Source organism: Phenylobacterium sp., assembly GCF_035475775.1.
Classification (GTDB): domain Bacteria; phylum Pseudomonadota; class Alphaproteobacteria; order Caulobacterales; family Caulobacteraceae; genus Phenylobacterium.
In genome coordinates, this window is sequence record NZ_DATIMC010000105.1 from 1 (window position 1) to 26,945 (window position 26,945).

Sequence of the window (26,945 nt, forward strand, 5' to 3'; positions counted from 1 at the left end):
GTCGAACTGGACGCCGTCCTCGTGCAGGTCGTCGGAGCCCAGGCGCATGGAGAGCGGCAGGCGCTCCGGCCACACCTCGCGCACCGCGTCGAGCGCCTCGAGGTGGAAGCGCAGGCGGTTGTCGAACGAGCCGCCATACGAGTCCGTCCGCCGATTGGCCAGCGGCGAGAAGAAGCTCGCCCCGAGGTAGCCGTGCGCGAAGTGCAGCTCCAGCCACTCGAATCCCGCCTCCAGGGCGCGGCGCGCGGCGTCGCGGTAGGCGCGGTGGATGGCCTTGATCTCGCCCACGCTTAGCGCATGCACCGGCTGGACCGCCTTGCCGCCATAGGGGACCGCCGAGGGGCCCACCACCTGCCAGCCGTCGGGATCGTCCGGCGGCAGCTGGGCGCCGCCTTCCCAGGGCTTGCGCTCGCTGCCCTTGCGGCCGGTGTGGCCGAGCTGGATCGCCGGGACCGCGCCCATGTCCTTGACGATGGCGGTGACGCGGGCGAGCCCCTCGATCTGGGCGTCGTCGTAGATGCCGCCGCAGCTGACGCTGGTCCGGCCCGTGGGCGTGATCGCCAGCTGCTCGGGGAACACCATGCCGAAGCCGCCGGCCGCGCGCGAGCCCGCCAGCATCACGTGGAAGTCGTTCATCAGGCCGTCGCGCGAGCGGTACATGGTCATCGGCGACATCACGATGCGGTTGCGGAGCGTGACGCCCTTCAGCGTGTAGGGCGTGAACAGGTCCGGCATGCCGATCTCCGCGAGGCTCGAGGCTGTACTGCGGGGATTTGCTAGAGCCTCGCGCGATGTGGCGCCAGCCTGGGCCAGCCGGAGCAATCGATCCGGGGCCTGCGCCGCCCTCTCCCGGCCTCTCCCTTGGCGCTGCGCGCCAGGGAGAGGAGCAGCTCATGATTTCCGGAAGAAGCCGTGGATGCGCTGGGCCAGCGCTTCGGAGACGCCTTCGACCTTGGCGAGGTCCTCGACCGAGGCGCGGCTGACGCCGCGGGCCGAGCCGAACGCGTGCAGGAGGGCGCGCTTGCGCGACGGACCGACGCCCTCGATCTCGTCGAGCGGGTTCTTGCGCATGTCCATGGCGCGGCGCGTGCGGTGGCTGCCGATCGCGAAGCGGTGCGCCTCGTCGCGCAGGCGCTGCAGGTAGTAGAGCACCGGCGACTTCGGCTCGAGCATGAAATAGGGCTTGCCCGGGATGTAGAACCGCTCCAGGCCGGCGTCGCGGTCGGGCCCCTTGGCGACGCCGACGACGGGGATGTCGTCGACGCCGAGGTCGGCCATGATCTCCACGACCGCGCTCACCTGGCCCTGGCCGCCGTCGATCAGCACCAGGTCGGGACGGATCGCCTCGCCGCCCTCCTCTTCCTCCTTGATGAGGCGACCGAACCGGCGGCGCAGCACCTCCTTCATCATCCCGAAGTCGTCGCCCGGGGTGAGCTCGCTCGAGCGGATGTTGAACTTGCGGTACTGGTTCTTCTGGAAGCCCTCGGGGCCGGCCACGATCATGCCGCCCACCGCGTTCGTGCCCATGATGTGGGAGTTGTCGTAGACCTCGATGCGCTCCGGCTGCGCCTCCAGGCCGAAGGCCTCGCAGACGCCGGCCAGCAGCTTCGACTGGGCCGAGCTCTCGGCCATCTTGCGGCCCAGCGCCTCGCGGGCGTTGGTGAGCGCCGCCTCGACCAGCTCGCGCTTCTCGCCGCGCTGCGGGCGGCTGATCTCCACCTTGCGGCCGGCCTTGATGGCGAAGGCCTCGCAGATGAGGTCCTTGTCGGAAGGCTCGATGTTGAGGAGGATCAAGCGGGGGATCGGCTTGTCTTCGTAGAACTGGCCGAGGAAGGCCGCCATGACATCCGGATCCTCGTCGGCCTTGTCGACGCCCCCTTGCGGTATCTTGGGAAAATAGGCGCGGTTGCCCCAGTTCTGGCCGGCGCGGAAGAAGAACACCTGCACGCAGGCCTGCCCGCCCTCGGCGTGGAGGGCGAAGACGTCGGCCTCGTCGACGGTCTCCGGATTGACCTTGGTCTCCTGGGCGATGGAGGCCAGCGCGCGGATGCGGTCCCTGAGGCGCGCGGCGCGCTCGAACTCCAGGTCGTCGGCGGCGGCCTGCATCTGCTGGCTCAGGGTCGCCATCACCGCCCGGCTCTTGCCGCGCAGGAAGAGCTGGGCCTGGTCCACCAGGCCGTTGTAGTCCTCCAGGCTGACCAGGCCGGTGCAGGGCGCCGAGCAGCGGCGGATCTGGTGCAGCATGCAGGGCCGCGTGCGGGTTTCGTAGACGCTGTCGGTGCAGGAGCGGAGCAGGAACGCCTTCTGCAGGGTGTTCAGCGTGCGGTTCACCGCCCAGGCCGAGGCGAACGGGCCGTAGTAGTCGCCGGGGATGGCGTGGGCGCCGCGGTGCTTCTTGAGCTGCGGCGCGGGATGGTCGCGGCGGATCAGGATCTCGGGGAAGCTCTTGTCGTCGCGCAGCAGCACGTTGAACCGTGGCTTCAGCTGCTTGATCAGGTTGATCTCCAGCAGCAGCGCGTCGGTCTCGGTGCGGGTGACCACGAACTCCATGGCCCGCGTCAGGTCGACCATGTGGGCGATGCGCTGGGTGTGGAAGCGGCCCTGGGCGTACTGCACGACGCGTTTCTTCAGCGAGCGCGCCTTGCCGACGTAGAGCACCTCGCCCTCGTCGCCGACCATGCGGTAGACGCCCGGCCTGTCGGGCAGCCGCTTGACCTCGTCCTTGATCAGCGCCGCGCCGCTGAGCGGCGCCTCGGCGGGGGTGTCGAGCATGCGCCAGATATAGGCCGCTTCGCGCCCCTCCGGCAGGCGCCTGCGGCGTCCTCCCTCCCTTGATGGGGAGGGGCAGACCGCGAAGCGGTCGGGGTGGGGGAGTCCGGGCCAAACTCAGACGTCGGTGATGATCGCGACCTCCCCACCCTGCCGTCGCTCCGCTCCGGCTGTCCCTCCCCATCGAGGGAGGGAGTCACACCTTCGCGAGGCCGCCGGCGATCTTCTCGTGCACCGCCTTGGTGAGCTTGACGTAGCCGCGGCGGGGGTCGTGGAAGTAGAGCGGGCCCTTGATCCTGGCCGGATCGTAGCCGTCGGCGACCAGGTCCATCTTGCGCAGCTTGAAGGTGCCGGTGGTCTCCATGGCCGGCAGGATGCGCACGAACAGCGGCTGGGCGTAGGCCGGCAGGTCGCGGGCGATGTGCTCGCCGAACGCCTTGATGTCGAACTCCGGCCCGACCACCAGGGCGGCCATGCCGGCCCGGCCCTCGGCGCCCTCGACGGCCACGCCATAGACGTTGGCCTCGCGCACGCCGGGCGCCGCCTGCAGCCGCTCGGCGACCTCATTGGTGGAGACGTTCTCGCCCTTCCAGCGGAAGGTGTCGCCGATCCGGTCGACGAAATAGAAGTAGCCGTCGGCGTCGGTCTTCATCAGGTCGCCGGTGGCGAACCAGGCGTCGCCCTTGGCGAACACGTCGCGCAGCACCTTCTTCTCGGTGGCCGCCTTGTCGACATAGCCGGAGTACTCGGCGCGGGCGTCGCCGCCGATCCGGCCGATGCACTCGCCGATCTGGCCCGGGCCGCACTCGATGCAGAAGCCGTCGGCGCCGCGGATCGGCTGCTCGCGCTCGACGTCGAACTGCACCAGGCGGATGTTGAACCGGCCCCGGAGCCACTTGGGCGCGCGGCCGATCGCGCCTTCGCGGCCATCGAAGTTGAACATCGAGACGTTCCCCTCCGTCGCGCCGTAGAACTCCAGGATCTCGGGGATGTTGAAGCGGCTCTTCATCAGCGGCCAGATGTCGGGCCGAAGCCCGTTGCCGAAGGCGAGGCGGATGCTGTGCTTGCGCTCGTCCTCGGCCGGCGGCTGGTTGACCAGATAGCGGCAGAGCTCGCCGATGTAGACGAACATCGTGCAGCCTTCCTCAGCCACCTCGCCCCAGAAGTGGCTGGCCGAGAAGCGCCGGCGCAGCACCACCGAGCCGCCGTTCAGGAACGCGGCCCCCAGCGCGCAGAGCCCGCCGGTGGCGTGGTAGAGCGGCAGGGCCACGTAGATGCGGTCGCTCGCCCTGGCGCCGGTCGCGCCGGCGAAGCCGCGCATGTAGAGTTGCGCCCGCACGTGGGTGATGCGCGCCGCCTTGGGCATGCCCGTCGTGCCCGAGGTGAAGATCAGCAGCGCGGTGTCGTGGGCCCTCAGGTCGTCGCGCACGCCGCGGTCGGGCGGCAGTTGGCTGCAGCTCTTCAGCGCCTGCACGAGATCGCGCTGATCGCCGTGCGCCGGCCCCAGCACCCACTCGCGGACGGTCTTTTCCAGCAGGGGCCTCGCCGCCTCGAAGGCCGGCGCGGTCTCGGGGTCGACGATCACGTGGCTCGCGCCCGAGATGTTGAGGCAATGCGCCAGCGGCAGCCCCGCCAGCTGGTTGTTGATCAGCGCGGTGACCACGCCGATCTTCGAGAGCCCGTACCAGACCGCGAAGTATTCCAGCCGGTTGGGCATGAACAGCGCCACCGTCTGGCCGCGGCGCAGGTTCAGGCCCTTGGCCCAGTGGGCGAAGCGGTTGGCGATGGCGTCCAGCTCGCCATAGGTGACCGTGCGGCCCTCGAAGGTGAGCGCCGGCCGCTCACGCCACTTCTCGACGGCGTCCTGCAGGTCGTCACAGATCAGATTCCGGGACTCGGGGTCGATCGACTTGACGCGGGCCAGGGTGCGATTGAGGCCGCGCGCGAAGCGCCACTCCCGCTGGAGCTTGGCCTTCAGGCTCATCCGATTCTCCGACTTGCCGCGCAAGCTTGCGGGCGCGGGGAAGCGGCGGTCAAGCCGCCGGTGTCGCGCGATTGGTCACACTTCGGCGTGGCTCAGGAGAACCGCTCCCACGCCGACTGCCGCGATACGCCCAGCGGCTCGGCGATCGCCGCCCAGCTGACCTTGCGGGCCCGCAGAACCTCGACCAGAGACTGCAGGAAATCGCGGTTCGATTCCGAGGCGAAATCGACGGAGGGCAGCAGCTCGATGAGCTCCTCCGTGGGCCGCTTGAGCGGTTCGAAGGCCTTTTCCGCCGCGGGCGGCTTCCAGGTTCCGGCGATGATCTGGTCGCACAGGCCCACGCATTCGTTGCAGATGAAGACGCCGCGGGGACCGGCGATCAGCTTCTCCACCTTCAGCTGCGACTTGCCGCAGAAGGAGCAGTGCAGGATGTCCGGCAGCTTGCGGCCGATGGCGCGCTCGGTCTTGCGTCGCGCCTTGCGCTCGGCGGGCGACATCTTGCGGGCGGGCAGGGCCATGGCGGACTCCATCAGTCAGGGAATGCCTGACTGTCAGGTATGACCTGACGATCCGCCTGTCAAGGCCAACCTGACGTGTCCGTTGCTCCCGCTCAGCGCGGGACGCCGGTCAGAATCCGGTTGTGTATAGGTTCAATATAATTCTCCCAAAGGCGGTTCTTGCGCGAGCTTACCCATAGGCTGCGCTGCGCAAGGCAACGCTGCTCGTCGCGAATTTTGGAACTGCGGCCAGCCCGCCCCGTTCTGATCCCCGTGACACTCCGAGGAGAGACAGCGCATGTCTGTTGATTACACCCAGGGTTCGGGCAGCGAGCCGGCGAATACCCAGTCCGACGCCTCTATGTTCGCGCCGACCCCGATCTGGGAAAAGCAGAACCGCAGGCGACGCGGTGGCGCGGCTCGCGCCCGCGGCCCGATCGCGGCCGGCGGAGCAGCCGATGCCGAGGTGGACCGCGAGGCGGCGATGAGCCCGAACGCCGACACCGCCCTGCCGCGCGAGCGCCCTGCGCCGGCGCGCCGCAGCTCGATGGCGCCAGCCGCGATCGTGGTGGGCGTGATCATTCTGGCCGCCCTGGCCGCGGCTGGCTGGTACGCCACCCGCTCGAATTCCGGCATGGCCCAGATCACCCCCGGCGCCCCGGCCGGCACGACGCCGGCGACCGCCATCACGCCGGGCGCCGGGACGCTGGCCGCCAACACCCCGCCGCCGGTCACCCCGCCCGCGGGCGCGACCACGGCGCAGACGACGGTCACTCAGCACGTGACAACCACGCCGCCGGCCAGAACCCCCGTGCGCCGCCACTCCGCGACCCGCTCGAGCGCCATCTCCGCGGCGCCTGAACGTGCGGTGACCTCCACATCCGCCACCGGGGCTGGCGTCAACACCGGTGCGACGGCGCCCGCACCCGCCGCGCCCAGCCTGACCCCGCCGTCGCTGACGCTGGCGCCGCCGGCGCCCGCCACCGCCCAGCCGCCGCCCATCGCGCCGCCGCCGACGAGCGCGAGCCCTGCGCTTCCCAATACCGCGACGCCCGCCTCGCCGACGCCGCCGGGCGACGTCGGAACCACGACGGCGCCTCCGACCGCGCCGCAGTAGCCCTGATCCGCTGGAGTGGGCGGAGGGCGGCTCCCGTCACGGGAGCCGCTCTCTTCGCGTGCGCGCCTGAATGTGCGGCCGTGTCGCATCGCGGCGCAGGGCGGGTTTTGGCATTGGAAGGGGACTCACATCACCTTCCCACCACCACACCAGCCGCCGGGGGCGTGTCGCATGCTCAGCAAGAAGGATCTCGTCGAGTGGGGTTCGGCCGCCCTGGTCTTCGTCTGCGGCGGCCTGGCGGGCCACTATGCGTCGCTCGGCATGTCTCCCATCCAGTGGGCCGGCGCGGCGGCCGCGGTGCTGGGTTCAGTGACCGTCGCGGTCGCGGTCCGCGTCTGGCCCTCGCCGGTGAAGGTCAGGTCCGAGCGCCGCGACTGAGCCCGGCCGCAAGCCCCATCCGCCGGCGGATCCGGCGGTCCAGTCCATCCAGGAACGCCAGCAACGCCGCATCCGAGGTGCGCCGCCGCGCCTCGCCGGCGTGCCGCATGGCGTCGTCGGGCCCGCCGGTCTTCATCAGGCTCGAGGCCAGCCAGGCGCGCGCTTCGGCGGCGACCGGCGTCGGCAGCCCGAGCCTCAGCGCCTCCCGATAGAGCGGAATCGCCTCGGCCTCGCGGCTGTTGTTGTCGTGGAACAGGGCGAGATCGTAGCAGGCCTGCGCCCGCGCCGCCGGACCGGCGGCGGCCGCGACCGCCGCCTCCAGCGCCTGGCGGCTGCGCCGGGGCATGTCACTCGGCCGGCGTGACCGGAACCAGGATCTCGCCGCCCGCCTCGCGGAACCTCCTGGCCATCTCGTCGAGACCGGCCTCCACCTCGTTCTGAGCCCGCGCCGCCTCGCGGATGTCCTGGCTGATCTTCATGGAGCAGAACTTCGGCCCGCACATCGAGCAGAAGTGGGCGGTCTTCATCGCCTCCTTCGGCAGGGTCTCGTCGTGGAACTCGCGCGCCGTCTCCGGGTCGAGGCCGAGGTTGAACTGATCCTCCCAGCGGAACTCGAAGCGGGCGCGCGACAGCGCGTCGTCCCACAGGCGCGCGGTGGGGTGGCCCTTGGCGAGATCGGCGGCGTGGGCGGCGATCTTGTAGGCGATCACCCCCTGCTTGACGTCGTCGCGATCCGGCAGCCCGAGGTGCTCCTTCGGGGTCACGTAGCAGAGCATGGCGGTGCCGAACCAGCCGATCATCGCCGCGCCGATCGCCGAGGTGATGTGGTCGTAGCCGGGGGCCACGTCGGTGGTGAGCGGGCCCAGGGTGTAGAACGGCGCCTCGTGGCAGTGCTTCAGCTGCTCGTCCATGTTGGCCTTGATCTTGTGCATCGGCACGTGGCCGGGGCCCTCGATCATGGTCTGGACGCCATGCGCCCAGGCGATCTTGGTGAGCTCGCCCAGCGTGCGCAGCTCGGCGAACTGCGCCTCGTCGTTGGCGTCGGCGATGGAGCCCGGGCGCAGGCCGTCGCCCAGGCTGAACGAGACGTCGTAGGCCCGCATGATCTCGCAGATGTCGGCGAACCGCTCGTAGAGGAAGTTCTCCCGGTGATGCGCCAGGCACCACTTGGCCATGATCGAGCCGCCGCGCGAGACGATGCCGGTCACCCGCCTGGCGGTGAGCGGGATGAACGGCAGCCGGACGCCCGCATGGATGGTGAAGTAGTCCACCCCTTGCTCGGCCTGCTCGATCAGGGTGTCGCGGAACACCTCCCAGGTGAGGTCCTCGGCGACCCCGTGCACCTTCTCCAGCGCCTGGTAGATGGGCACGGTCCCGATCGGCACGGGCGAGTTGCGCACGATCCAGTCGCGGATGTTGTGGATGTTGCGCCCCGTGGAGAGGTCCATGACCGTGTCCGCGCCCCAGCGGATCGCCCAGACCATCTTGTCCACCTCGTCGGCCACGGTGGAGAGCACGGCGGAGTTGCCGATGTTGGCGTTGACCTTGACCAGGAAGTTCCGGCCGATCGCCATCGGCTCGAGCTCGGTGTGATTGATGTTGGCCGGGATGATCGCCCGGCCACGGGCCACCTCGCCCATCACGAACTCCGGCGTGCAGAAGTCCGGGATCTCGGCGCCGAACCCCTCGCCGTCGCGGATGGCGCGATCGCCGGCCTGGCGGCGCAGGTTCTCGCGGATGGCCACGAACTCCATCTCCGGCGTGACGATCCCGCGCCGGGCGTACTCGAGCTGGGTCACGGCCGCGTCCGGCCTGGCGCGATAGACGCGGCGCGGCGCGTCGAACCGCGGCGCGAGACCGGCGCCCTGGGCGAAGCCGTTGTCCTCCGGCTTCACGTCGCGGGGGGTCCCGACCAGCTCCACGTCGCCGCGCGAGACGACCCACGGCTCGCGAGTTTTCGAGAGTCCCTTCTCGATGTCGATGGCGGCCGTGGGATCGGTGTAGGGGCCGGAGGGATCGTAGAGCGTCAGCGGCGGCTCGCCCGCCGAAGGATGCACGGCAACCTCGCGGAACGGCACGCGGATGTCGGGCCAGATGACCCCGGGCTGATAGACCTTGCGCGATCCGGGCCGCTCGCCCGTGGGGACGGCGGCGGGGTCCAGCTGGCCGGCAGGCTTGTTCATGGCGCGGCTCCTAGGTTCGGGCGGGCCATGTCAACGAACGACGCGGGCGTCAGGTCAGGAGCCGAGTTCCCTTCCCTTCGCCGGCATGACCCGGATCAGGTTCGACGGGTCGCGGGGAAGAACCCGCCTCTCAGCCGCTCCGGCGGCGCCCCGAGGATGGCCGGACGTTAGGCCCGCGCGCACCGGGCCGCCAACCACTTTTCCTAAGGCGCCGGAACAGGCGCAAGCGTGCTAGGTTCACCCGTCCAGAGGAGTTACGTCATGAAGACTCTTGCTGTCCTTGGCGCGCTCAGCGCCGCCGCCTTGGCCCTGGCCGCCTGCGAAGACTACTATCCGGCGCCGCCGCCGCCGCCCGGCGCGGTGGCCGTCGCCCCCGCCTACGGCGTGCCTGCGGTGGCGGTGGCGCCCGCCTGCTTCCGCACCTACGACATCAAGAACCACACGGTGGCCGACGACCACACGCTCTACATCAACGTGTACAATCGTGCGGTCTATCGGATCGATCTCGCCGGATCGTGCCTGGCCGGCGCCACCTCGAGCGACCCGATCATCATGCGCGAGCCGCCGGGCTCGAGATACGTCTGCCATCCGATCGACCTGGACGTCGGCGTGCAGGTGGGCGGCGGCCCGCCCAACCATTGCATCGTGAGCGCGATCACCCCGCTCACCCCGGACCAGGTGGCCGCCCTGCCCCCGCGGCTCCGGCCGTAAGGGCCTACTCCATGCCTCTGCCTCTCGCATCGCGGGGGAGAGGAGGCTTGGAGCCGGTGACCGCGGCTGCTAGGGCGAGGTCATGCACCTCGCCCGCTTCGCGCCCGTGCGCTTTGCGCACCTGCCCACCCCGCTCGAACCGCTGCCGCGCCTGACCGAGGCCCTGATGACCAAGGGCGGCGGCGGCCCGAACCTTTGGGTCAAGCGCGACGACTGCACGGGCCTGGCAGGCGGCGGCAACAAGACCCGCAAGCTCGAGTACCTGCTGGGCGACGCCCTGGCCAACGACGCCGACACCCTCATCACCCAGGGCGCGATCCAGTCGAACCACGTGCGCCAGACCGCGGCGGCGGCGGCCAGGTTCGGGCTCGCCTGCGAGATCATCCTCGAGCACCGCACCGGCTCCAACGCCCAGGACTACAACCATTCCGGCAACGTGCTGCTGGACGAGCTGCTGGGCGCGAAGATCCGCACCGTGGCCGGCGGGACCGACATGAACCAGGCGCTGGCCGAGGTCGCGAGCGAGGTCGCCGAACGCGGCGGGCGGCCCTATGTGATCCCCGGCGGCGGCTCCAACATCATCGGCGCCTTGGGCTACGTGGAGTGCGCCCTGGAGCTGGTCGCCCAGGCCAACGAGATCGGGCTGGAGATCGACCGCATCGTCAGCGCCACCGGCAGCGCCGGCACCCACGCCGGGCTGGTGGCCGGCCTCGCGGTCATGGGGGCGGACATCCCGGTGCTCGGCATCGGCGTGCGCGCGCCCAAGGACGTCCAGGAGGCCAACGTCTTCAGGCTGGCGCAGGATGTCGCCGAGCTGCTCGGGCATCGCGAGCGCGTCACGCGCGAGATGGTCGTGGCCGATTGCGACTACGTGGGGCGCGGCTACGGCCTGGTCGACGAGGCGGTGATCGAGGCCCTGAAGCTCGCCGCCCGCACCGATGGCCTGCTGCTCGACCCGGTCTACACGGGCAAGGCCATGAAGGGGCTGATCGCGCTCGCCCGCAAGGGCGCCTTCGACGGGGAAACGGTGGTCTTCCTGCACACCGGCGGCGCCCAGGGCCTGTTCGGCTATCAGACGGAGCTGGAGGGCGAGCTCGCATGACCCAGAGCCTGACGCTCGGCGTGCTGGGCGGCATGGGCCCGGCGGCCACGCTCGACTTCCTGCAGAAGCTGCAGGCCTACACCCCGGCCGAGCAGGACCAGGACCACCTCCGGGTGCTGGTCGACATCAATCCCAAGGTGCCCGACCGCAACACGCCGGGCTCGCTCGCCGGCCCCGTGCTCGCCGAGATGGCGGGCGCGCTCAGGGGCGCGGGCGCCGACGTGCTGGCCATCGCCTGCAACACCGCCCACGCCTACGCCGGGATGATCCAGCGCGCCTCGGGCCTGCCGCTGGTCGACATGATCGAGACCGCCGCGCGGGCGGCCGCGCGCGGCGGCGCCATGCGGGCGGGCGTGCTCGGCACCCGGGGCGCGCTCAAGCTCTACCGCGAATACCTGGCGGCGCAGGCCATGGGTCTGGTCACCCTGCCGGCCGATCGCCAGGAGGCCTTCATGCAGGCGCTCTACCGCATCAAGGCCGGCGAGACCGGGCCGGAGGTGCGGCGCGAAATGGCGGGCCTCGCCAAGGCGCTGGTCGCAGAAGGCGCCGAGGTGGTGATCGCCGGCTGCACGGAGATCCCTCTGGTCATGGGCGCGGAGGACCTTAGGGTGGAGTTCGTCGAGCCCTCGGCGCTGCTCGCCAAGCGCTGCGTCGCGGTCTGCCTCGGCATGGAGGCCCTCCCCGTGCTGCCGGTCTAGCTCGTCTTCCGGGCGGAAGCGCTCGGCTGGAGCCTCAATGGAGGGCGGAAACCGATCCTTGCCGCTTGCGGTTCAGAGTCTAGTCTTCTCCCAGGGTAGTGGATCAAAGCCATGAGTGATGCTGTCGGCCCTGGCGATCTGGTTCTATGCGTCAACGCCGCCCCGAACCACGCCACCGGGAGGCCGGTGCCGCTCCGCGCCGGAGAGACCTATCGGGTCATCGCGGTCATGGAATTTGCCTGCCCCTGCGGACGTTCCGACGCCTTGCTCGATGTGGGCGTCGACTTCGCCTGGTGCCAGACGCGCTTCCGGCTTCTGCCCAAGCCCAAGGCCCAGGCCAGGACGCGCCGGGTCTCGGCGCCCAAGGAGAAGGAGACCATCCGCTGAACAGCGGGAGAGGCGCCGCTCGACGCTACAGCGTCGCGGCGTGGAAGGTGTCGCAGGCGGCGGGATCGCCGGTGGTCACGCCGGTGCGGAACCAGCGCATCCGCTGGGCCGAGGCGCCGTGGGTGAAGCTGTCCGGGACGACCTGGCCCTGCGTCTCCTTCTGCAGGGTGTCGTCGCCGACCGCCGAGGCGGCGCGCAGGCCGTCCTCGACGTCCTTGGGGTCCAGCGCCACCTTGCCGCCGGAGACCTCCGCGGCGTGGGCCGCCCAGACGCCGGCGTAGCAGTCGGCCTGCAGCTCCAGCCGCACCGAGCCGCTGGTCGCGCCATGCGCGCCGAGGCGCTCGGCCTCCTGGGTTTCGCCCAGCAGGTTCTGCACGTGATGGCCGATCTCGTGGGCGATCACATAGGCCCGCGCCGCATCGCCCTGCGCCCCGAAGCGGCCGGAGAGCTCCTGCCAGAACGAGAGGTCCAGATAGACCTTCCGGTCGTTCGGGCAATAGAACGGGCCCATGGCCGACTGGCCGAGCCCGCAGCCGGTGCCGGTTGATTCGTCGTAGAGCACCACCGCCGCGGGCGGCTGGTAGGTGCGGCCCTGCTGGCGGAAGATCTGCGTCCAGACGTCGTTCACGGACGTGGAGACGACATCCACGAAGCGGCCGGCCTGGTCGGCGGGCGTGCCGCGGACGCCCTGCTGCTGCTCGACCGGCTTGCCGCCGCCGCCCGAGAGCGCGCTCAAGGTGCTGGACGGGCTGATGCCGAAGACGAAGTAGCCGATCAGCGCGAGCACGACCCCGCCCGCGCCGATGCCGCCGATGTGGGCGGGCCGGAGCCCGCGCCGGTCCTCGACATCGCCGGATTCGCGGCCGCTTTCCCACTCCATGCCCGGTCTCCGCTGCGCAAGCCTCAGGCGAGGATAAACGCAGAGCCCCGCGCGGCGCTCCGAAGGCTCAGCGGCGGTTCTGGGCGGCGTCGAGGACGCGCTTGTTCGACTCGGCGAGCGCGCTGTCGGGAATGGAGGCCAGCGCGCCCGTGTCGATGCTGGGCGGCGGAGCCCCCTCGGTCACGTCCGGCAAAGGCAGGCGCGGATTGATCCGCTGCGCCTGGACATTGGCGATCGCCTCATCGGTGCGCTGCTGCGCCTCGATCGCGGTGAGCTGGTTCTGCAGGGCGATGGACTGCTGGCGCGCCATTTCCTGCTGCGCCCACAGCTCGTTGTACTGTGGCTGGATCGGGGTCTGGGGCGGCAACGGGTGGAAGGCCTGGGCCAGCGCGGGCGAGCCGGCGGCGGCGAGCAGGACGGCGAAAATGGCGGCGGGGCGCATGCAACGACTCACAAGGACGTCCTCCCAGATGGGGAAGATCGACCCCCGCCGCTATTCGCGGCGGGTGACGTGGAAACGCGTGAGCTCCTGTTTCGGGGCGTCCCAGTTGGGCGCCAGCTCCAGCGCCTTCTGGTAGTCGAAGTAAGCGGACTTGACGTCGTCCAGGCCTTCGTAGGCGAGCGCCCGGTTGTAATAGGCCTTCTCCGGCTCCTCGACGCCCAGGCTGATGCCCTTGTTGAGGTCCGCCAGGCCGTCGGAGTAGCGGTGCTCGGCGATGAACACCGCGCCGCGGTTCACATAGATCTCGCCGAGATCCGGCTTGTACTTGAGGGCGATGTTGAGGTCCTTCATCGCGCCATCCCACTCCATCCGGCGCAGTTTCATGATCCCGCGGTTGACATAGGTGCCGGCCCGATCGCGCGGGCTCAGGAACTCGGTGTCCAGCGCGCTGGTGCAGAGCTGTTCGTCGCGGTAGCTGGAGGCGCCGTGCATGGCCGCGTGCGAGCAGGCCTCGGCGAGCCCGCCCCCGATCACCGTCACGGACGCCCGCGCCGACCCTGCGGCCGCGAGGACCGCCGAGGCCGCCAGCACGCTCAAGGAAAGGTTCAGCCGGTTCATGGGCCTTCTCCGCAAGTCGGCGCAGCTTCCCCGGACCGCGTACCGATGTTCGGGAAAAGACTCCTCCCGGGGCGGCGGGCTGTCAACGCACAGCTTCCGTGAGGTCAATCTGAGGTCCCGACGCTATTTGTCGGCGGTGGTCAGCACGGCCTCGGGCGGGCCCACGAAGACGACCAGCATGCTGGCAGGCGCGGTCCGGCTGGCGTTGCCGCTCACCAGGTGATGCGCCCCGGCCGGCTCGAACCAGCTCTCGCCGGCCTTGTAGACGCGCGGCGCGGGCTCGCCCTCGACCTGGCTGCGGATCTCGCCTGAGAGCACATAGACGTACGCCGCCGCGCCGTGCCGATGCGGCCCGGAGCTCTCTCCGGGCGCATAGGAGACGGTGAGCGCCGTCAGCACCTGACCGTCGGCAAGCGGATGGCGGCCCTTCGGCGCCACCGTCGCCGCAGCCTGGGCGGCGCCCGCCAGGAGCCCCGCGGCCAGGCCTGCGATCACGGCGTGCTTCACCATGACGACCCTGTTCAAGGCTATTTTCATACCTGGACGGATAGGGACCTTGGGCTTGCGAGGCAATTCGGCATCGATGACCTCCTATCAGGCGCTTTTCGACGTGGGCGCGCCGGTTCGCATCAAGCCGCTCAGCGCGCTCGAGGCGTTCCGCAGATCCTGGACGCTGCATCATCCGCTGACGGAGGAACAGCTCGCGTTCGCCGGGCGGCCAGCAACGGTGGCGGCGGTCGGCTTCTACCACGGTGGAGATGTGCTCTACACGCTCGAGGACGTGCCCGGCACTTGGCATGAGCGGTGCTTGGGACAGCCCGGCGATCGCTGAAGCGGCCGGTTCGATCGCGAACGCAGAGCCGCAAGCAGATCTCCGGAGCTCCGCCGGGCGGCGAGCGGAACCTCTATGGTGCCCCAGGTCGGACTCGAACCAACACGTCCTTGCGGACAACAGATTTTGAGTCTGCCGCGTCTACCATTTCGCCACTGGGGCCAGGGCGGCCGGCACTCTAGCCATGGAGGCCTGAGGGTCAACGCGGCGGCGCCGTTTGAGGAGCGTCAATACCTGCGGCGCCAAGGTGGACCAGGCGACTTGTATTCGGGCCCCGCGAAGCGTAAATGATAATCAGTCGCAAGAGCGCGAAAGACCGCCCCTCCATGCACGACATGATCGCCGAGCCGATCGTCGAGACCGCGCCGCAGGCGCCGGGCGAGGCCGCGGGCCAGCTGGTGCGGCTGTCGCAGGCCAGGCCTGGACACCGCGGGATCATCGCGGAGGTGCGCGCCGAGACCCATCCCGGCGACCACGGGGTCGGCGTCGAGGAGCTGCAGCGGCGGCTCTTGGAATTCGGCTTCGTCGAGGGCGCCGAGATCGAGGTTCTGCACGAAGGCGCGATCCGCCGCGATCCCATCGCCGTGCGGCTCGACGACATGCGCGTCGCGCTGCGCCGCCGCGACGCGGAGGACATCTGGATCCTGCTGGGCCCGTAGATGAGCGAAGCGGCCTTACGGACCGCGCGCATCGCGCTGGTCGGCAACCCGAATTCCGGCAAGACGGCGCTGTTCAACGCGCTCACCGGCGCGCGCCAGAAGGTCGCCAACTACGCCGGGGTGACCGTCGAGCGCAAGGAAGGCCAGCTGCTCACGCCTGACGGGCGGAGCCTCTCGGTGCTCGACCTTCCCGGCACCTATTCGCTGCGCGCCCGCAGCCCCGACGAGGCGGTCACCCGCGACGCGGTGCTGGGCAAGCTGGCCGGCGAGCAGGCGCCGGACGTGCTGGTCTGCGTGGCCGACGCGACGAACCTCAGGCTGGTGCTGCGGCTGATCCTCGAGCTCAAGGCGGTCGGCCGGCCGATGGTGCTGGCGCTCAACATGTACGACATCGCCCAGCGGCAGGGGCTGCGGATCGACCTGGAGGGCCTGGCCCACGAGCTTGGCTGTCCGGTGGTCACCACGGTGGCGACGCGCAAGCGCGGCATCGAGGACCTCGTCGCCAAGGTCGACGCCCTGGCCCGCGCGGGCGAGCTGCCTGCGGAGAGCCGCTGGCGCGAGCCCTCCGCCCAGGAGATCCGCCAGGCGCACCGGCAGGCGCAGCGCATCCTCAAGAGCTATGTCCGCCCGCCCGAGCGGCCCGACACGCTCACCGCCAAGATCGATGCGGTGCTGCTGCATCCGGTCGCGGGGCTCGCCATCCTGCTCGCCGTGCTGTTCCTCATGTTCCAGGCGGTGTTCACCTGGGCCGAGGTCCCCAAGGACCTGATCGACAACGGCTTCCAGGAGACGGGCGCGTTCCTTGCGGCCCACATGCCGGACGGCCTGCTGCGCGGCTTCCTGGTGGACGGGGTGATCTCGGGCGTGGGCTCGGTGCTGGTCTTCCTGCCGCAGATCCTGGTGCTCTTCCTGTTCATCATCCTCCTGGAAGACTTCGGCTACATGGCCAGAGCCGCCTTCCTGATGGACCGGATCATGGGCGGCGCCGGCCTGCACGGACGGGCCTTCATCCCGCTGCTCTCGAGCTTCGCCTGCGCCATCCCGGGGATCATGGCGACGCGGGTGATCGACAACAAGCGCGACCGGCTGACCACCATCCTGGTCGCGCCGCTGATGACCTGCTCGGCCCGGATCCCGGTCTATACGCTGATCATCTCCGCCTTCATCCCCGACCGCGCCATAGGCGGGGTGATGAGCCTGCAGGGCCTGGTCATGTTCGGGCTCTATGCGGCCGGCATCGTCTCGGCGCTGGCGGTGTCGTTCGTCACGCGCCGGTTCCTGTGGCGCGGCGCGGTCGAGCCGTTCCTGATGGAGCTGCCGACCTACAAGGCCCCCGACCTGGAGAACGTCGTCCGCAGCCTTTATCTGCGCGGCAAGATCTTCGTGAACCGCGCGGGCCGGATCATCTTCCCGCTGATGATCGTGGTCTGGTTCCTGGCCAACTTCCCGGCGCCGCCGCCGGGCGCGCCAGGGCCCGCGATCAACTATTCGCTGGCTGGCATGATCGGCCACGTCATCCAGCCGGCGCTCGCGCCGATCGGCTTCAACTGGCAGATGACGGTGGCCCTGATCCCCGGGTTCGCGGCGCGCGAGGTGGCGGTCGCCGTGCTCGGAACCGTCTACGCCGTCGGCGGCGGCAACGCGCCGGGAACGCTCGCCACCACGCTGGCCCACCACTGGTCGATCGCCACGGGGCTGGCCTTCCTCGCCTGGTACGTCTTCGCCCCGCAGTGCGTCTCGACGCTGGGCGTCATCAAGCGCGAGACCAACTCCTGGCGTTGGCCGCTGATCGCCTTCGGCTACATGACCGCGCTCGCCTATGTGGCCGCCTACGCGACCTACCATCTGGCGGCCGGATTCGGCCTCGCCTGAACGTCACCACCCAAGGCTGCATTAACCACTCATTCAACTTGAGCCTTAACTCGGCGCTAAACGAGTCCGAGTCAGAGTGACCCCGCCATGGGAAAAATCCTGGAACAAGCCTCCGACCACGCGCACGGCAAAACGCCGAGCAAGGGCAAGCAAGTGCTCGCCAAGCGCGTCCGTGAGGTCCTGCTGGCGCTCGGCGGCGAAGCGCACCGCGCGTTGGTGATTGAGCAAGTGGCCCGCTCGATGGGCCACGATGTCCGACAAATCCCCGAGGAGCTGCAGACCGCGCTCATCGTCACTTTCGAGGAGACGTGGCGCGACGAGCGCAGGCGGGCCGCCTTCGGCTTCCATCTGCCGTTCGGCGAAGGCTCGCATCGCTGGAGCATCAGGCCGGAGCCCGCGCTCCTCCACTAGGCGGTCTGGGCGAGCGCCGTCGCGGCGGCCTGCAGGGCCAGCAGCAGGCGCTTCAGGTGCTCGACCTCTCCCGGCGAAAGCCCGGCGATCAGCGCCTGCTCATAGGCGAGCGCCATGGGCGCGATCTCGGCGTAGAGCCGTGCGCCCTGCGGCGACAGCGTCAGCACATGGCTGCGGCCATCGGCGTGGTGCGCCGCGCGCCGCACCAGATCTCGCCCGAGCAGCCCCTGGGCCGCGCGGCTGATGGCCACCTTGTCCATGACTGTGCGGGCGACGATCTGGCCCTGGGTGAGGTCGCCGTCCTCGGCGAGAACGCAGATCAGCCGCCATTGCGGGACGGTGAGGCCGAAGCGGTCCTGGTAGGCCCGCGCGATCAGGCCCGAGACGGCGTTCGAGGCCACCGACAGGCGATACGGCAGATAGGCGTCCAGCTCCAGCCGCCCCGCCTCGGGCTCGGAGCTTCGCAGGCCCTGGCCTGGGGAGCCTTGGCGAACGAGGGTCATGCGGCGACCACCTCCTGCTCGATCGCCCCGAAGATCGAGCGCCGCCTGGCGTCGCGCATCTCGATGCGCACCGTGTCGCCGACGGTCAGGAACGGCGTCTCGGGCTGGCCGCGCAGGATCGTCTCGACCGTCCGCACCTCCGCCAGGCACGAATAGCCGACGCCGCCTTCGGCGATCGGCTTGCCCGGTCCGCCATCGGCGCCGCGGTTGGAGACGGTGCCGGAGCCCACGATGGACCCGGCGCCCAGGGATCGCGTCTTGGCGGCGTGGGCGATCAGGATCCCGAAGTCGAAGGTCATGTCGACGCCGGCGTCGGCGCGGCCGAGCGGCTCTCCGTTCAGCTCGACCTCGAGCGCGCCGTTGAGCCTGCCATCCTGCCAGCCCGCCAGCTCGTCGGGCGTCACCGCCACCGGCGAGAAGGCCGAGGCGGGCTTGGCCTGGAAGAAGCCGAAGCTCTTGGCGAGCTCGCCCGGGATCAGGTTCCTGAGGCTCACGTCGTTGCAGAGCATGACCAGCCTGACGTGCGCCAGCGCCGCCTTGGGATCGGCGCCCATCGGCACGTCGCCGGTGATCACCGCCACCTCGCCTTCAAAGTCGCAGCCCCAGGCCTCGTCCCTCAGCGGGATGGGATCGCGCGGGCCGAGGAATCCGTCCGAGCCGCCCTGGTAGATCAGGGGATCGGTCCAGAAGCTCTCCGGCAGCTCGGCGCCGCGCGCCTTGCGGACGAGCTGGACGTGATTCACATAGGCCGAGCCGTCCGCCCACTGATAGGCGCGCGGCAAGGGGCTCGCCGCGGCGTGCTCGTGGAAGCGATCGCGCGGCGCCGCCCCGTGCTCCAGGCTTTCGGCGAGGCCCCGCAGCTCCGCCTCGCAGCGGTCCCAACGATCCAGCGCCGCCTGCAGCGTGGGCGCGATGTGGCCGGCCTCGGCGCACCAGGCGAGGTCCTTCGAGACCACCACCAGGCGCCCGTCGCGGCCGCCCTTCAACGAGGCGAGCTTCACTGCGCGGGCTCCCGGCGGATGGCGCGCGTCAGGCGCACGCCCGCCTCGTAGGCCCGCGGGTGATAGACGTGAACCTCCACGCGGATGTCGCCGCCCGGCTCGCCCTCCCACAGGTAGCTGCGCTCGAAACACACGGCCCGGCCCTCGGGCGTGAAGCCCTCGAAGGTGTCGCCCCAGGGGGTGTGGCGGCGAAGCTCGCGCCAGCCGAGGGTGCAGGCCCGCTCCATCTCGTCGCGGGCGGCTTCGGCCAGGTCGTCGTCGAGGCGGCTCATCCTACTTCGCTCCTTCGGAGCTACGAAGGATCGGGGCGCGCGCTCCGAAGCCTTGGCCAGGCAGCCTCATGCGCCCTTCCAGCTGTCGACATAGGCGGGGTTCTCCACCGAGGCCGCAGCCTCGCCCACCTCGAGCGGGTCGCGGGCGTCGACCATGACGGCGTATTCGTCGGTCGCGGGCTTGGGCTGCTCGAGCATGTTCTTCAGCGCCTTCGGATGCGGCCCGTGGGTGAAGCCCGAGGGATGGAAGGTCATCATTCCGGCCTCTATGTGGTCGCGGCTGAAGAAGTCGCCGGCGTGATAGAACAGCACCTCGTCGTAGTCGTCGTTGTTGTGGAAGAACGGCACCTTCAGCGCGCCGGGATCGGTCTCGAACGGCCGCGGCGCGAAGGTGCAGACCACGAAGCGGTCCGAAACGAAGGTCGAGTGGGCGGAGGGCGGCAGGTGATAGCGATGGCTCATCACCGGCCGCAGGTCGGTCACGTTCAGCCGCACCGGCGCGAGATCGCCATGCCAGCCCACCGCGTCCAGCGGATTGTACGGATAGGTCACCCGGCTGACCTCGCCCCGCTTCTTGATCTCCACCGTGAAGTCGCCGGCCTCCTCCTGATGCGCGCGGAACGCCTCGTCCATCGCCGGCGTCTCCAGCATGGCCGGATCGAACAGCGCGTGGCCGCCCAGCAGACCCCTGTCCGGCAGGCCGAAATGGCTGTTGGTCGCCTGGATCATCAGGATGGCGGCCGGCGTGGCGGGCTTCAGCCGCCACATGGTGCCGCGCGGCAGGTACAGGTAATCCCCCGGCCGCCAGGCGAGCCGCCCGTAGTCGCAGAACAGCTCGCCCTCGCCTTGGTGGACGAACAGCAGCTGGTCGCCGTCGGCATTGCGCGCGAGATCGGGCATCGCCGAGGCCAGTTTCCAGAACCGGATCTCGACCGCGGCGTTGAACAGCACCTGGCCCGCCGCCCAGGGCGAGGGCTCCGCCGCGTTCAGCCGCGCGAGATCGAACGCCCGCGGCCGAAGCGGCCCCTCGAACTTCGCCCAGCCGGTCGGCGGATGCTTGTGGTGCAGGAAGGCCGCCGGGCCGAAGAAGCCCTCCTTGGAGACCTCGCGCTCGTAGGTGCCTTCGGGAAGGTCGGCGTGGGCCTGGCGCGAGTGAGCGCCCTGCGCGGCGCGGATCGGGATCCAGTTGCGGCTGGCCATTACGGATCGTCCTTGTAGATGCCGACCACCAGCGGCTGGCCGTCGGCGAGCCTGGCCCGGTACATGCCCGGGGTGTTGAAGCTCCAGGCCATCTGGCCGTCAGGGGCGATGGCGATCACCCCGCCGTCGCCCTTCATGGCCGTGAGCTGCTTCTGGATGACCTCGTCGGCGGCGGCCTGCAGGCTCATGCCCTTGTACTGCACGAGCGCGCAGATGGTCCGCGCGACGGTCAGCCGGATGAAGTATTCGCCCGTGCCGGTGGCCGAGACCGCGCAGGAGGCGTTCGAGGCGTAGGTCCCGGCTCCGATGATCGGGCTGTCGCCCACCCGGCCCCAGCGCTTGGCGGTGGTGCCCCCCGTGGAGGTGCCGGCGGCGACGTCCCCGTGCTCGTCGAGGGCGACGACGCCGACGGTGCCGTGCTTGCCCTCGTCGTGCGCCAGGGCGGCGCGGGGTTCGGGCGCCTGCGGCGCGCCGGCCGGACGCGGCGGGATCGGCAGGCTTTCCTTCTGCAGCGCCTTCACCAGCGAACGCCAGCGCCGCTCGGTGAAGAAGAACGACGGGTCGACCTGTTCGAGACCGCGCGACCTGGCGAAGGCGTCGGCGCCGTCGCCGACCAGGAAGACATGCGGCGAGTGCTCCATCACCGCGCGGGCCAGCGAGATCGGGTGGCGCGTGCGGGTGACGTCGGCCACCGCCCCGGCGGCCAGCGTCTTGCCGTCCATGATAGAGGCGTCGAGCTCGTTGCGGCCGTCGGCGGAAAACACCGCGCCGCGCCCGGCGTTGAACAGCGGGTCGTCCTCCATGATGCGGATGGCCGCCTCGATCGCGTCGAGCGCCGAGCCGCCCTTGCGCAGGACCGCGGCCCCGGATTCGGCGACCCGGGCCATCGCGGCCCGGTAGGCCTTGTCCTGCTCGGGCGTGAGGTCCTTGTGCTCGATGACCCCCGCGCCGCCGTGCACCACGATCGCCCACCTGGGTCGGGCTTCAGCCTTCGTCGAACCCATCGCCACCGCCAGAACCGCCGCAACAACCGCGAGGAACGCCCGCACCGAGCCTTACGCCTTCTTCGCCGGAAGCACCCCGCGCCGAATCTGGTCCAGCTCGATGGACTCGAACAGCGCCTTGAAGTTGCCTTCGCCGAACCCCTCGTTGCCCTTGCGCTGGATCAGCTCGAAGAAGATCGGGCCGATCATGTTCTCGGTGAAGATCTGCAACAGCAGGCCCTGGCCTTCGGTGGGCGCGCCATCCAGCAGGATCCTGTCGGCCCGCAGGCGCTGCTGGCTCTCGCCGTGCCCGGGCACCCGCGCGTCCAGCTGGTCGTAGTAGGCGTCCGGCGTATCTTGGAAGGCGACACCCGCCTCGCGCATCCGCTCGACGGACGAGAAGATGTCGTCGGTCCCGAGCGCCACGTGCTGGATGCCCTCGCCGCGGTACTCGCGCAGGAACTCCTCGATCTGCGAGTGCTCGTCCTGGCTCTCGTTGAGCGGGATGCGGATCTTGCCGCACGGGCTGGTCATGGCCTTCGAGATCAGGCCGGTCTGCTGGCCCTCGATGTCGAAATAGCGGATCTCCCGAAAATTGAAGATCCGCTCGTAAAAGCCGGCCCAGGCCGCCATGCGCCCGCGATGCACGTTGTGCGTCAGGTGGTCGATGTAGGTCAGCCCCATGGCGTTCCCGGCCATGGCGTCGGCGGCGCCGGGAATCGGGACGAAGTCGACGTCATAGATCTCCTGCGCGCCGTAGCGATCGACGAGATACAGGTTCGAACCGCCGATCCCTTCGATCGCCGGGATATTGAGCTCCATCGGCCCCACGGGCCCGGTCACCGGCTTTGCGCCGCGCTCCACGGCGAGCCGGAACGCCTGGGCGGCGTCCTTGACCCGGAAAGCCATGGCGTTGGCCGAAGGACCGTGCTGCTCGCGGAACGCCGCCGGCTGACCCACCGGCTCCATGTTGAGGATGAAGTTGATGTCGCCCTGCCGGAAGTGCAGCACGTTCTTCGAGCGATGCCGGCCGATGGCGGTGAAACCCATCAGCTCGAACAGGCCCTTCAGGCGTTCCGGCTCCGGCGAGGTGAACTCGACGAACTCGAACCCGTCGGTCCCCAGGGGATTTTCGAACAGGTCGCGGCTCTTGGGCTTGGCTTCGAGGTTCATGGCCCGATCTCCCATAGGCCAATTGGTATCATTTGAAACTAATTCGCGATAGCGGCGAGACAAGCGCCCCCACTCTTGATAGCTGAACGCCCGAACCTCCCCGCCGGATCGCCGATGCTCCGCAAGACATACGACTGGGTCATGGGCCTGGCGGGCTCGCGCCATGCGGGCGTTGCGCTGGGCGCCATGGCCTTTGCCGAGGGCCTGTTCTTCCCGATTCCGCCCGACGTGCTGCTGATGCCGATCGCGCTGGCGAACCGCGAGCGCGCGCTGCGCTATGCGGCGCTGACGACGGTCTGCTCGATCGCCGGCGGTTCGACCGGCTACGCGGTGGGATTCTTCCTGCATCCGGTCGGTCAATGGCTGCTCTCGCTGACCGGCCACGGCGATGCGATGGAGGTTTTCCAGCGCTGGTACCAGCAATGGGGCGCGCTGCTGATCGCCCTGCCGATCCCCTACAAGATCACGGCCATCGCCTCAGGGCTCGGCAAGCTCGATCTTGCGACCTTCATCGGCGTCTCGATCCTGGTCAGGGGGCTTCGCTTCTCGCTGGAGGCGGTGCTCCTCAAGCGCTATGGCGCGCCGATCCAGGCCTTCGTGGAACGCCGGCTGGCGCTGATCGCCAGCGCCGTCGCGGTCGTGATCGTCGCGATCGTCCTGGCGTTCGAGCTCCTGCATTGACCGCCGCGCAGCCTGAAAGGGAGAAGGCCATGAGCGACAAGCCCGTCCCGCCGCGGCCCGGGCAAGGGGCCATGGCCGCAAGACTGGCCGAGATCCTGCGCGTCGACCACGCCGGCGAGCTGGGCGCCGTGCACATCTACCGCGGCCAGCGGGCGGTGCTGGGGCAAGCGCCGGGCCGCGAGCGGATCGCCGGCCAGCTCGCCGAGCTGGAAGCGCACGAGGCCGAACACCTGGCCCGCTTCGACCGGCTGCTCACCGAACGCAGGGTGCGCCCGACCGCGCTCGCGCCGATCTGGCGGCTGGCCGGTTTTGCGCTCGGCGCCGGCACGGCCTTGCTGGGCGAGAAGGCGGCGCACGCCTGCACCGAGGCGGTGGAGACGGTGATCGAGCGGCACTACGCCGGCCAGATCGCCGAGATCGCCGAGCGCGAGCCGCAGCTCGCCGCCGAGCTGGCGAAGTTCCGCGACGAGGAGCTGGCGCACCGCGACCTCGCGATCGGGGAAGGCGCGCGCGAGGCGCCGGGCTACGGGCTGCTCGCGGCGGTGATCCGCAGCGGCTGCCGCGCGGCGATCAAGCTCAGCGAAAAGCTCTAGGACCGCGCCGTCGCCGCCCGGTTGCGGAGACCCTTGCGATACAGCCGCAGCGGAGTCGCGCCGAGGCTAGAGTTCTGCTTATGTTCCTGACGAAACGGAGTCGGACATGGCGGACGACGCATCCTTCGGCGGCGCAAGAGCGTGGCCCTTCGCGCCGCGGCTCGATCAGGCGCTGCGGGCGCGGGCCAGCGTCTGGGCGAGCTGCGCCTGCGGCCGCCAGGCGGCGATCGATCCGGCGCCCTGGCTCGGCCAGGGGCTGGCGCGGCAACGGCTCGGCGAGCTGGAAACCCGACTGCGCTGCCTGTGCGGGTCGCGACGGGCGCGCCTGGAAGTCCGCGGGCTGTCCGAAGCGCCGCCCGGCGCCAGCGGCGGCATCTATATCTTCCGCTGAGGGCTTGAGCGCGCGCACCGGCTGGCGCAGGCTCGCCGAGAGGGTTCGTCAGGAGGATCAGCGCATGCCGCTGAAGGTGATCGGAGCCGGCTACGGCCGCACGGGGACGATGTCGCTGAAGCTGGCCCTGGAGCAGCTGGGCTTCGGGCCCTGCCATCACATGGTCGAGGTGTTCGCCCATCCGGAGCAGATCCCGCTGTGGACCGCGGCCGCGGAGGGCCGGCCGGAGTGGGACAAGCTCATGGCCGGCTACGTCTCGGCCGTCGATTGGCCGACCGCCAGCTTCTACAAGGAGCTCGCCGACCATTATCCGGACGCCAAGGTGATCCTGACCGAGCGCGACCCGGAGAGCTGGTTCAAGTCCACCCAGGCCACCATCTTCGCCCAGTTCGGCGCCCCGCGACGCGGTCCTGGGGGCGGACTCCCGGACGGGTGGGTCGACATGGTCATGAAGGCGGTGGGCGACCTGTTCGACCGCCGGATGGACGACCACGACAGGCTCGTCTCGGTGTTCAAGGCGCACAACGCGCGGGTCCGGGAGGTCATCCCGCCGGAGCGGCTGCTGGTCTACGAGGTGGCGCAGGGCTGGGAGCCGCTCTGCAGCTTCCTGGGCGCGCCCGTGCCGGCAGGCCCGATGCCGAAGGTGAACTCGACCGAGGAGTTCCAGGCGCGCGTCGCGCCCGAGATCGCGAGCCGCAGCCAGCCCGCCGAGGCCTAAGACCTGCGGGTTGCGCCGGAGCGGCCCTCGACCTGCACCTTGAGCGCGGGAGCCTGGACGATGGCGTAGGTGCCCGAGGCGACGCCGATGCCGGCGGCCTTGAGGCTGGCGAGGATGTCGCGGCTCATGGCGTCCTTCAGTGCGCGCGCGCCGTGATCGCGCACCACGAAGCGCAGCGTCATCTCCAGCCAATTGTCGGTGATCCGCCAATAGACCCGCGGGCCGGGGCTCTCGTCGTGCAGGAAATAGCGACGCCGGAGCTCCTGCATGACATCCTCTTCGAGGTCCGCGATCTCGACGGTGTGCTTGCGGGCGACCTCCAGCAGGATGTTCTCGACCGCCTGCCAGTCGTCTTCGTAGCGCACCGGCAGATGGATCTCCTCGAAAATGAACGGGAACTCGCGGCTATAGTTGTAGACCGGCTTCTCGAAGATCTGGGCGTTGGCGACCGTGACGATCCGGCCGGTGTACTGGCGGCCCTTGACCCAGAGCGCCGGCGCGTCGGCCTGTTCCGGACCGCTCTCGCCCATCTCCATGATCGTGGTCTGCAGCAGGCCCAGGGCCGCCACGTCGCCGCGCACGCCGCCAATGACGATGCGGTCGCCGACGTTGAAGACGCTGCCGCGCAGGATCAGGAAATAGCCTGCGATCGAGGTGATCACGCGCTGCATGGCGACGGCGACGCCCGCCGTGACCAGGCCCGCCGCGGTGGCGAGCCGCGTGGGATCGTCGAACCAGATCGAGATCAGGCCGACGATCAGGAACAGCGTCACCAGCAGGCTCACCACCTGCCGGGTCCAGAAGCCGATCGTCCGGTTTGAGAGCCGGCTGGTCACCGCGCCGGAAAGCTTGGTCAGCAGCCAGCCCAGCACCGCCGCGATCAGGATGACGGCGAGCGTGATCGCCAGCTTGCGGCCGGTTTGCGGCGTCGCCCCGAGCAGCGTGACGCCGAACAGCTGCAGCGCGCCATGAGGACCGGTGAATGCAGGCGACATGCGCGCGCCCTGCTCGCGGCCCCAGGCTGCGAGGCCGCCGCCGTAACGGCCCCGCCGGGCCGGAGGTTCACGCCGGACGCGGCGCCTCAGGCCTCCAGCTCGATGTCCCAGTAGAGGTAGTCGAGCCAGCTCTCGTGCAGGTGGTTGGGCGGGAACTTGCGGCCGCGGTCCTGCAGCTCGAAGGCGGTGGGACGCCTCGGCCGGTACCGAGGATGCATGGCGGCTTCGTGCGGAGAGCGCCCGCCCTTGGAGAGATTGCAGCGCGCGCAGGCGGTGACGATGTTCTCCCAGGTCGTGCGGCCGCCGCGCGAGCGCGGGATCACGTGGTCGAAGGTCAGCTCCTCGGCCGCCCCGCAGTACTGGCAGGCGAAGGAATCGCGCAGGAACAGATTGAATCGGGTGAAGGCCGGCGGCCGGTCCTGCGCCACGTAGTGCTTGAGCGAGACCACGCTCGGCAGGCGCATCTCGAAGGACGGCGAGTGCACCACCTGGTCATAGGTCGAGACGACGTCGACCCGATCCAGGAACACCGCCTTGATCACATCCTGCCACGGCCACAGCGACAGCGGATAATAGCTGAGGGGGCGGAAATCGGCGTTGAGCACCAGGGCGGGCCATCCCGATGGCGGGCGGCTAAGCACCTGCATCGCCAGGATCCCCGAGGCGCCTGCTCGCGCCTATGACTTGCGAAGCTGAACTGAAGACCAGGCCCTCATTGCGAATGCGCCGGCGGCGGATCGCTTCGGGCGAGCCCCGCTGCAGGGCCACTATACGAATGATTCTGAGACAACTCCATGTCGCCGAGCCCGATCAGGGCCTGCGGCCTCGCCCCGTGTTCAGCTTTGGGGCGAGGCCTGTCGGCGAAGCATCTGGATTCCTAGGCTCCGACGATGGC

At 69.9% G+C, this 26,945-nt stretch carries 30 protein-coding genes, 1 tRNA gene, 2 pseudogenes and 1 riboswitch; of the genes and pseudogenes, 14 read left to right on the forward strand and 19 right to left on the reverse strand.

The annotated features are described in order from the left end of the window. The 4 genes and pseudogenes from VLI41_RS13035 to VLI41_RS13050 form a co-directional block, all read right to left on the reverse strand. Positions 1-735, reverse strand: a pseudogene (locus VLI41_RS13035) (NADH:flavin oxidoreductase/NADH oxidase); the annotation flags it as partial. Between the two features lie 156 nt (positions 736-891). Next, entirely contained in the window at positions 892-2,772 is a 1,881-nt protein-coding gene (gene uvrC, locus VLI41_RS13040; RefSeq protein WP_325268516.1) for an excinuclease ABC subunit UvrC, read from the reverse strand. A 193-nt stretch (positions 2,773-2,965) separates the two neighbouring features. Beyond that, complete coding sequence (locus tag VLI41_RS13045; RefSeq protein WP_325268517.1) at positions 2,966-4,753, reverse strand: long-chain-acyl-CoA synthetase; 1,788 nt, start codon at positions 4,751-4,753, stop codon at positions 2,966-2,968. A gap of 316 nt (positions 4,754-5,069) precedes the next feature. Further along, positions 5,070-5,205, reverse strand: a pseudogene (locus VLI41_RS13050) (ClpX C4-type zinc finger protein); the annotation flags it as partial. A 343-nt stretch (positions 5,206-5,548) separates the two neighbouring features. Between VLI41_RS13050 and VLI41_RS13055 the strand changes: the two are divergent. Then, a complete protein-coding gene (locus VLI41_RS13055) occupies positions 5,549-6,367 on the forward strand; it encodes a hypothetical protein (RefSeq protein ID WP_325268518.1) in 819 nt (272 codons plus the stop codon). Between the two features lie 171 nt (positions 6,368-6,538). Beyond that, a complete protein-coding gene (locus tag VLI41_RS13060; protein WP_325268519.1) occupies positions 6,539-6,745 on the forward strand; it encodes a hypothetical protein in 207 nt (68 codons plus the stop codon). On the opposite strand, the gene VLI41_RS13065 is transcribed toward VLI41_RS13060, so the two are convergent. Then, positions 6,723-7,091: a tetratricopeptide repeat protein gene (locus VLI41_RS13065; RefSeq protein ID WP_325268520.1), complete on the reverse strand. Its 369-nt coding sequence runs from the start codon at positions 7,089-7,091 to the stop codon at positions 6,723-6,725. The two genes, VLI41_RS13060 and VLI41_RS13065, sit on opposite strands and share 23 nt — an antisense overlap. Position 7,092: 1 nt before the next feature. After that, entirely contained in the window at positions 7,093-8,928 is a 1,836-nt protein-coding gene (gene thiC, locus VLI41_RS13070) for a phosphomethylpyrimidine synthase ThiC (protein ID WP_325268521.1), read from the reverse strand. A gap of 55 nt (positions 8,929-8,983) precedes the next feature. Next, positions 8,984-9,091: riboswitch (TPP riboswitch) on the reverse strand. Between the two features lie 98 nt (positions 9,092-9,189). On the opposite strand from thiC, the gene VLI41_RS13075 reads away from it, so the two are divergent. The 4 genes from VLI41_RS13075 to VLI41_RS13090 all read left to right on the forward strand — a co-directional run bounded on the left by VLI41_RS13075 (position 9,190) and on the right by VLI41_RS13090 (position 11,826). Next, on the forward strand, positions 9,190-9,639 hold the full coding sequence (locus VLI41_RS13075; protein WP_325268522.1) for a DUF6491 family protein: 450 nt from the start codon (positions 9,190-9,192) through the stop codon (positions 9,637-9,639). 82 nt (positions 9,640-9,721) lie between these two features. Continuing rightward, on the forward strand, positions 9,722-10,741 hold the full coding sequence (locus VLI41_RS13080) for a D-cysteine desulfhydrase (RefSeq protein ID WP_325268523.1): 1,020 nt from the start codon (positions 9,722-9,724) through the stop codon (positions 10,739-10,741). After that, positions 10,738-11,439, forward strand: a complete 702-nt coding sequence (locus VLI41_RS13085; protein ID WP_325268524.1) for an aspartate/glutamate racemase family protein — start codon at positions 10,738-10,740, stop codon at positions 11,437-11,439. The genes VLI41_RS13080 and VLI41_RS13085 overlap by 4 nt, the downstream gene beginning before the upstream one ends. A gap of 111 nt (positions 11,440-11,550) precedes the next feature. Next, the gene (locus tag VLI41_RS13090; RefSeq protein ID WP_325268525.1) at positions 11,551-11,826 is read left to right on the forward strand and encodes a hypothetical protein; all 276 of its coding nucleotides are present in this window, start codon (positions 11,551-11,553) and stop codon (positions 11,824-11,826) included. Between the two features lie 25 nt (positions 11,827-11,851). On the opposite strand, the gene ypfJ is transcribed toward VLI41_RS13090, so the two are convergent. The 4 genes from ypfJ to VLI41_RS13110 all read right to left on the reverse strand — a co-directional run bounded on the left by ypfJ (position 11,852) and on the right by VLI41_RS13110 (position 14,276). Next, positions 11,852-12,706 carry a KPN_02809 family neutral zinc metallopeptidase gene (gene ypfJ / locus VLI41_RS13095; protein WP_325268526.1) on the reverse strand — a complete coding sequence of 285 codons (855 nt, stop codon included), beginning with the start codon at positions 12,704-12,706 and terminating at the stop codon, positions 11,852-11,854. A 67-nt stretch (positions 12,707-12,773) separates the two neighbouring features. Further along, the gene (locus VLI41_RS13100) at positions 12,774-13,148 is read right to left on the reverse strand and encodes a hypothetical protein (protein WP_325268527.1); all 375 of its coding nucleotides are present in this window, start codon (positions 13,146-13,148) and stop codon (positions 12,774-12,776) included. Between the two features lie 51 nt (positions 13,149-13,199). Beyond that, positions 13,200-13,766, reverse strand: a complete 567-nt coding sequence (locus VLI41_RS13105; protein ID WP_325268528.1) for a tetratricopeptide repeat protein — start codon at positions 13,764-13,766, stop codon at positions 13,200-13,202. 123 nt (positions 13,767-13,889) lie between these two features. Then, the gene (locus VLI41_RS13110) at positions 13,890-14,276 is read right to left on the reverse strand and encodes a cupin domain-containing protein (protein WP_325268529.1); all 387 of its coding nucleotides are present in this window, start codon (positions 14,274-14,276) and stop codon (positions 13,890-13,892) included. Here VLI41_RS13110 and VLI41_RS13115 point away from each other — a divergent pair. After that, the gene (locus VLI41_RS13115; RefSeq protein ID WP_325268530.1) at positions 14,275-14,598 is read left to right on the forward strand and encodes a hypothetical protein; all 324 of its coding nucleotides are present in this window, start codon (positions 14,275-14,277) and stop codon (positions 14,596-14,598) included. The genes VLI41_RS13110 and VLI41_RS13115 overlap by 2 nt on opposite strands. A 76-nt stretch (positions 14,599-14,674) precedes the next feature. Here the strand turns inward: VLI41_RS13115 and VLI41_RS13120 are convergent. Beyond that, positions 14,675-14,760, reverse strand: a tRNA-Leu gene (locus VLI41_RS13120). 164 nt (positions 14,761-14,924) lie between these two features. Between VLI41_RS13120 and VLI41_RS13125 the strand changes: the two genes are divergently transcribed. The 3 genes from VLI41_RS13125 to VLI41_RS13135 all read left to right on the forward strand — a co-directional run bounded on the left by VLI41_RS13125 (position 14,925) and on the right by VLI41_RS13135 (position 17,540). After that, positions 14,925-15,257, forward strand: a complete 333-nt coding sequence (locus VLI41_RS13125; protein ID WP_414692558.1) for a FeoA family protein — start codon at positions 14,925-14,927, stop codon at positions 15,255-15,257. After that, positions 15,258-17,129 carry a ferrous iron transporter B gene (gene feoB / locus VLI41_RS13130; protein ID WP_325268531.1) on the forward strand — a complete coding sequence of 624 codons (1,872 nt, stop codon included), beginning with the start codon at positions 15,258-15,260 and terminating at the stop codon, positions 17,127-17,129. An 87-nt stretch (positions 17,130-17,216) separates the two neighbouring features. After that, positions 17,217-17,540 (forward strand): hypothetical protein, encoded by a 324-nt coding sequence (locus VLI41_RS13135; protein WP_325268532.1) that lies wholly within the window; start codon positions 17,217-17,219, stop codon positions 17,538-17,540. On the opposite strand, the gene VLI41_RS13140 is transcribed toward VLI41_RS13135, so the two are convergent. From VLI41_RS13140 to hppD, 6 genes are all read right to left on the reverse strand, one after another. Further along, the gene (locus tag VLI41_RS13140; RefSeq protein ID WP_325268533.1) at positions 17,537-18,043 is read right to left on the reverse strand and encodes a MarR family winged helix-turn-helix transcriptional regulator; all 507 of its coding nucleotides are present in this window, start codon (positions 18,041-18,043) and stop codon (positions 17,537-17,539) included. The genes VLI41_RS13135 and VLI41_RS13140 overlap by 4 nt on opposite strands. After that, positions 18,040-19,044 carry a fumarylacetoacetate hydrolase family protein gene (locus VLI41_RS13145; RefSeq protein WP_325268534.1) on the reverse strand — a complete coding sequence of 335 codons (1,005 nt, stop codon included), beginning with the start codon at positions 19,042-19,044 and terminating at the stop codon, positions 18,040-18,042. Before VLI41_RS13145 ends, VLI41_RS13140 begins: the two co-directional genes overlap by 4 nt. Further along, entirely contained in the window at positions 19,041-19,316 is a 276-nt protein-coding gene (locus VLI41_RS13150; protein ID WP_325268535.1) for a hypothetical protein, read from the reverse strand. Before VLI41_RS13150 ends, VLI41_RS13145 begins: the two co-directional genes overlap by 4 nt. A 66-nt stretch (positions 19,317-19,382) precedes the next feature. After that, positions 19,383-20,516: a homogentisate 1,2-dioxygenase gene (locus tag VLI41_RS13155; RefSeq protein WP_325268536.1), complete on the reverse strand. Its 1,134-nt coding sequence runs from the start codon at positions 20,514-20,516 to the stop codon at positions 19,383-19,385. Beyond that, complete coding sequence (locus VLI41_RS13160; protein ID WP_325268537.1) at positions 20,516-21,520, reverse strand: isoaspartyl peptidase/L-asparaginase; 1,005 nt, start codon at positions 21,518-21,520, stop codon at positions 20,516-20,518. Before VLI41_RS13160 ends, VLI41_RS13155 begins: the two co-directional genes overlap by 1 nt. 51 nt (positions 21,521-21,571) lie before the next feature. Then, entirely contained in the window at positions 21,572-22,672 is a 1,101-nt protein-coding gene (gene hppD / locus VLI41_RS13165; RefSeq protein ID WP_325268538.1) for a 4-hydroxyphenylpyruvate dioxygenase, read from the reverse strand. A gap of 114 nt (positions 22,673-22,786) precedes the next feature. Here hppD and VLI41_RS13170 point away from each other — a divergent pair, with 114 nt between their 5' ends. From VLI41_RS13170 to VLI41_RS13185, 4 genes are all read left to right on the forward strand, one after another. After that, a complete protein-coding gene (locus tag VLI41_RS13170; RefSeq protein ID WP_325268539.1) occupies positions 22,787-23,353 on the forward strand; it encodes a DedA family protein in 567 nt (188 codons plus the stop codon). A gap of 29 nt (positions 23,354-23,382) precedes the next feature. Next, positions 23,383-23,946, forward strand: a complete 564-nt coding sequence (locus VLI41_RS13175) for a demethoxyubiquinone hydroxylase family protein (protein ID WP_325268540.1) — start codon at positions 23,383-23,385, stop codon at positions 23,944-23,946. Positions 23,947-24,052: 106 nt separating this feature from the next. Then, positions 24,053-24,337, forward strand: a complete 285-nt coding sequence (locus VLI41_RS13180; RefSeq protein WP_325268541.1) for a hypothetical protein — start codon at positions 24,053-24,055, stop codon at positions 24,335-24,337. A 64-nt stretch (positions 24,338-24,401) separates the two neighbouring features. Then, positions 24,402-25,055, forward strand: a complete 654-nt coding sequence (locus tag VLI41_RS13185; RefSeq protein ID WP_325268542.1) for a sulfotransferase family protein — start codon at positions 24,402-24,404, stop codon at positions 25,053-25,055. Here VLI41_RS13185 and VLI41_RS13190 read toward each other — a convergent pair. Both VLI41_RS13190 and VLI41_RS13195 read right to left on the reverse strand, forming a co-directional pair. Continuing rightward, complete coding sequence (locus tag VLI41_RS13190) at positions 25,052-26,050, reverse strand: mechanosensitive ion channel family protein (RefSeq protein ID WP_325268543.1); 999 nt, start codon at positions 26,048-26,050, stop codon at positions 25,052-25,054. The genes VLI41_RS13185 and VLI41_RS13190 overlap by 4 nt on opposite strands. An 86-nt stretch (positions 26,051-26,136) precedes the next feature. Beyond that, entirely contained in the window at positions 26,137-26,697 is a 561-nt protein-coding gene (locus tag VLI41_RS13195) for an HNH endonuclease (protein WP_325268544.1), read from the reverse strand. Positions 26,698-26,945: the final 248 nt, after the last annotated feature.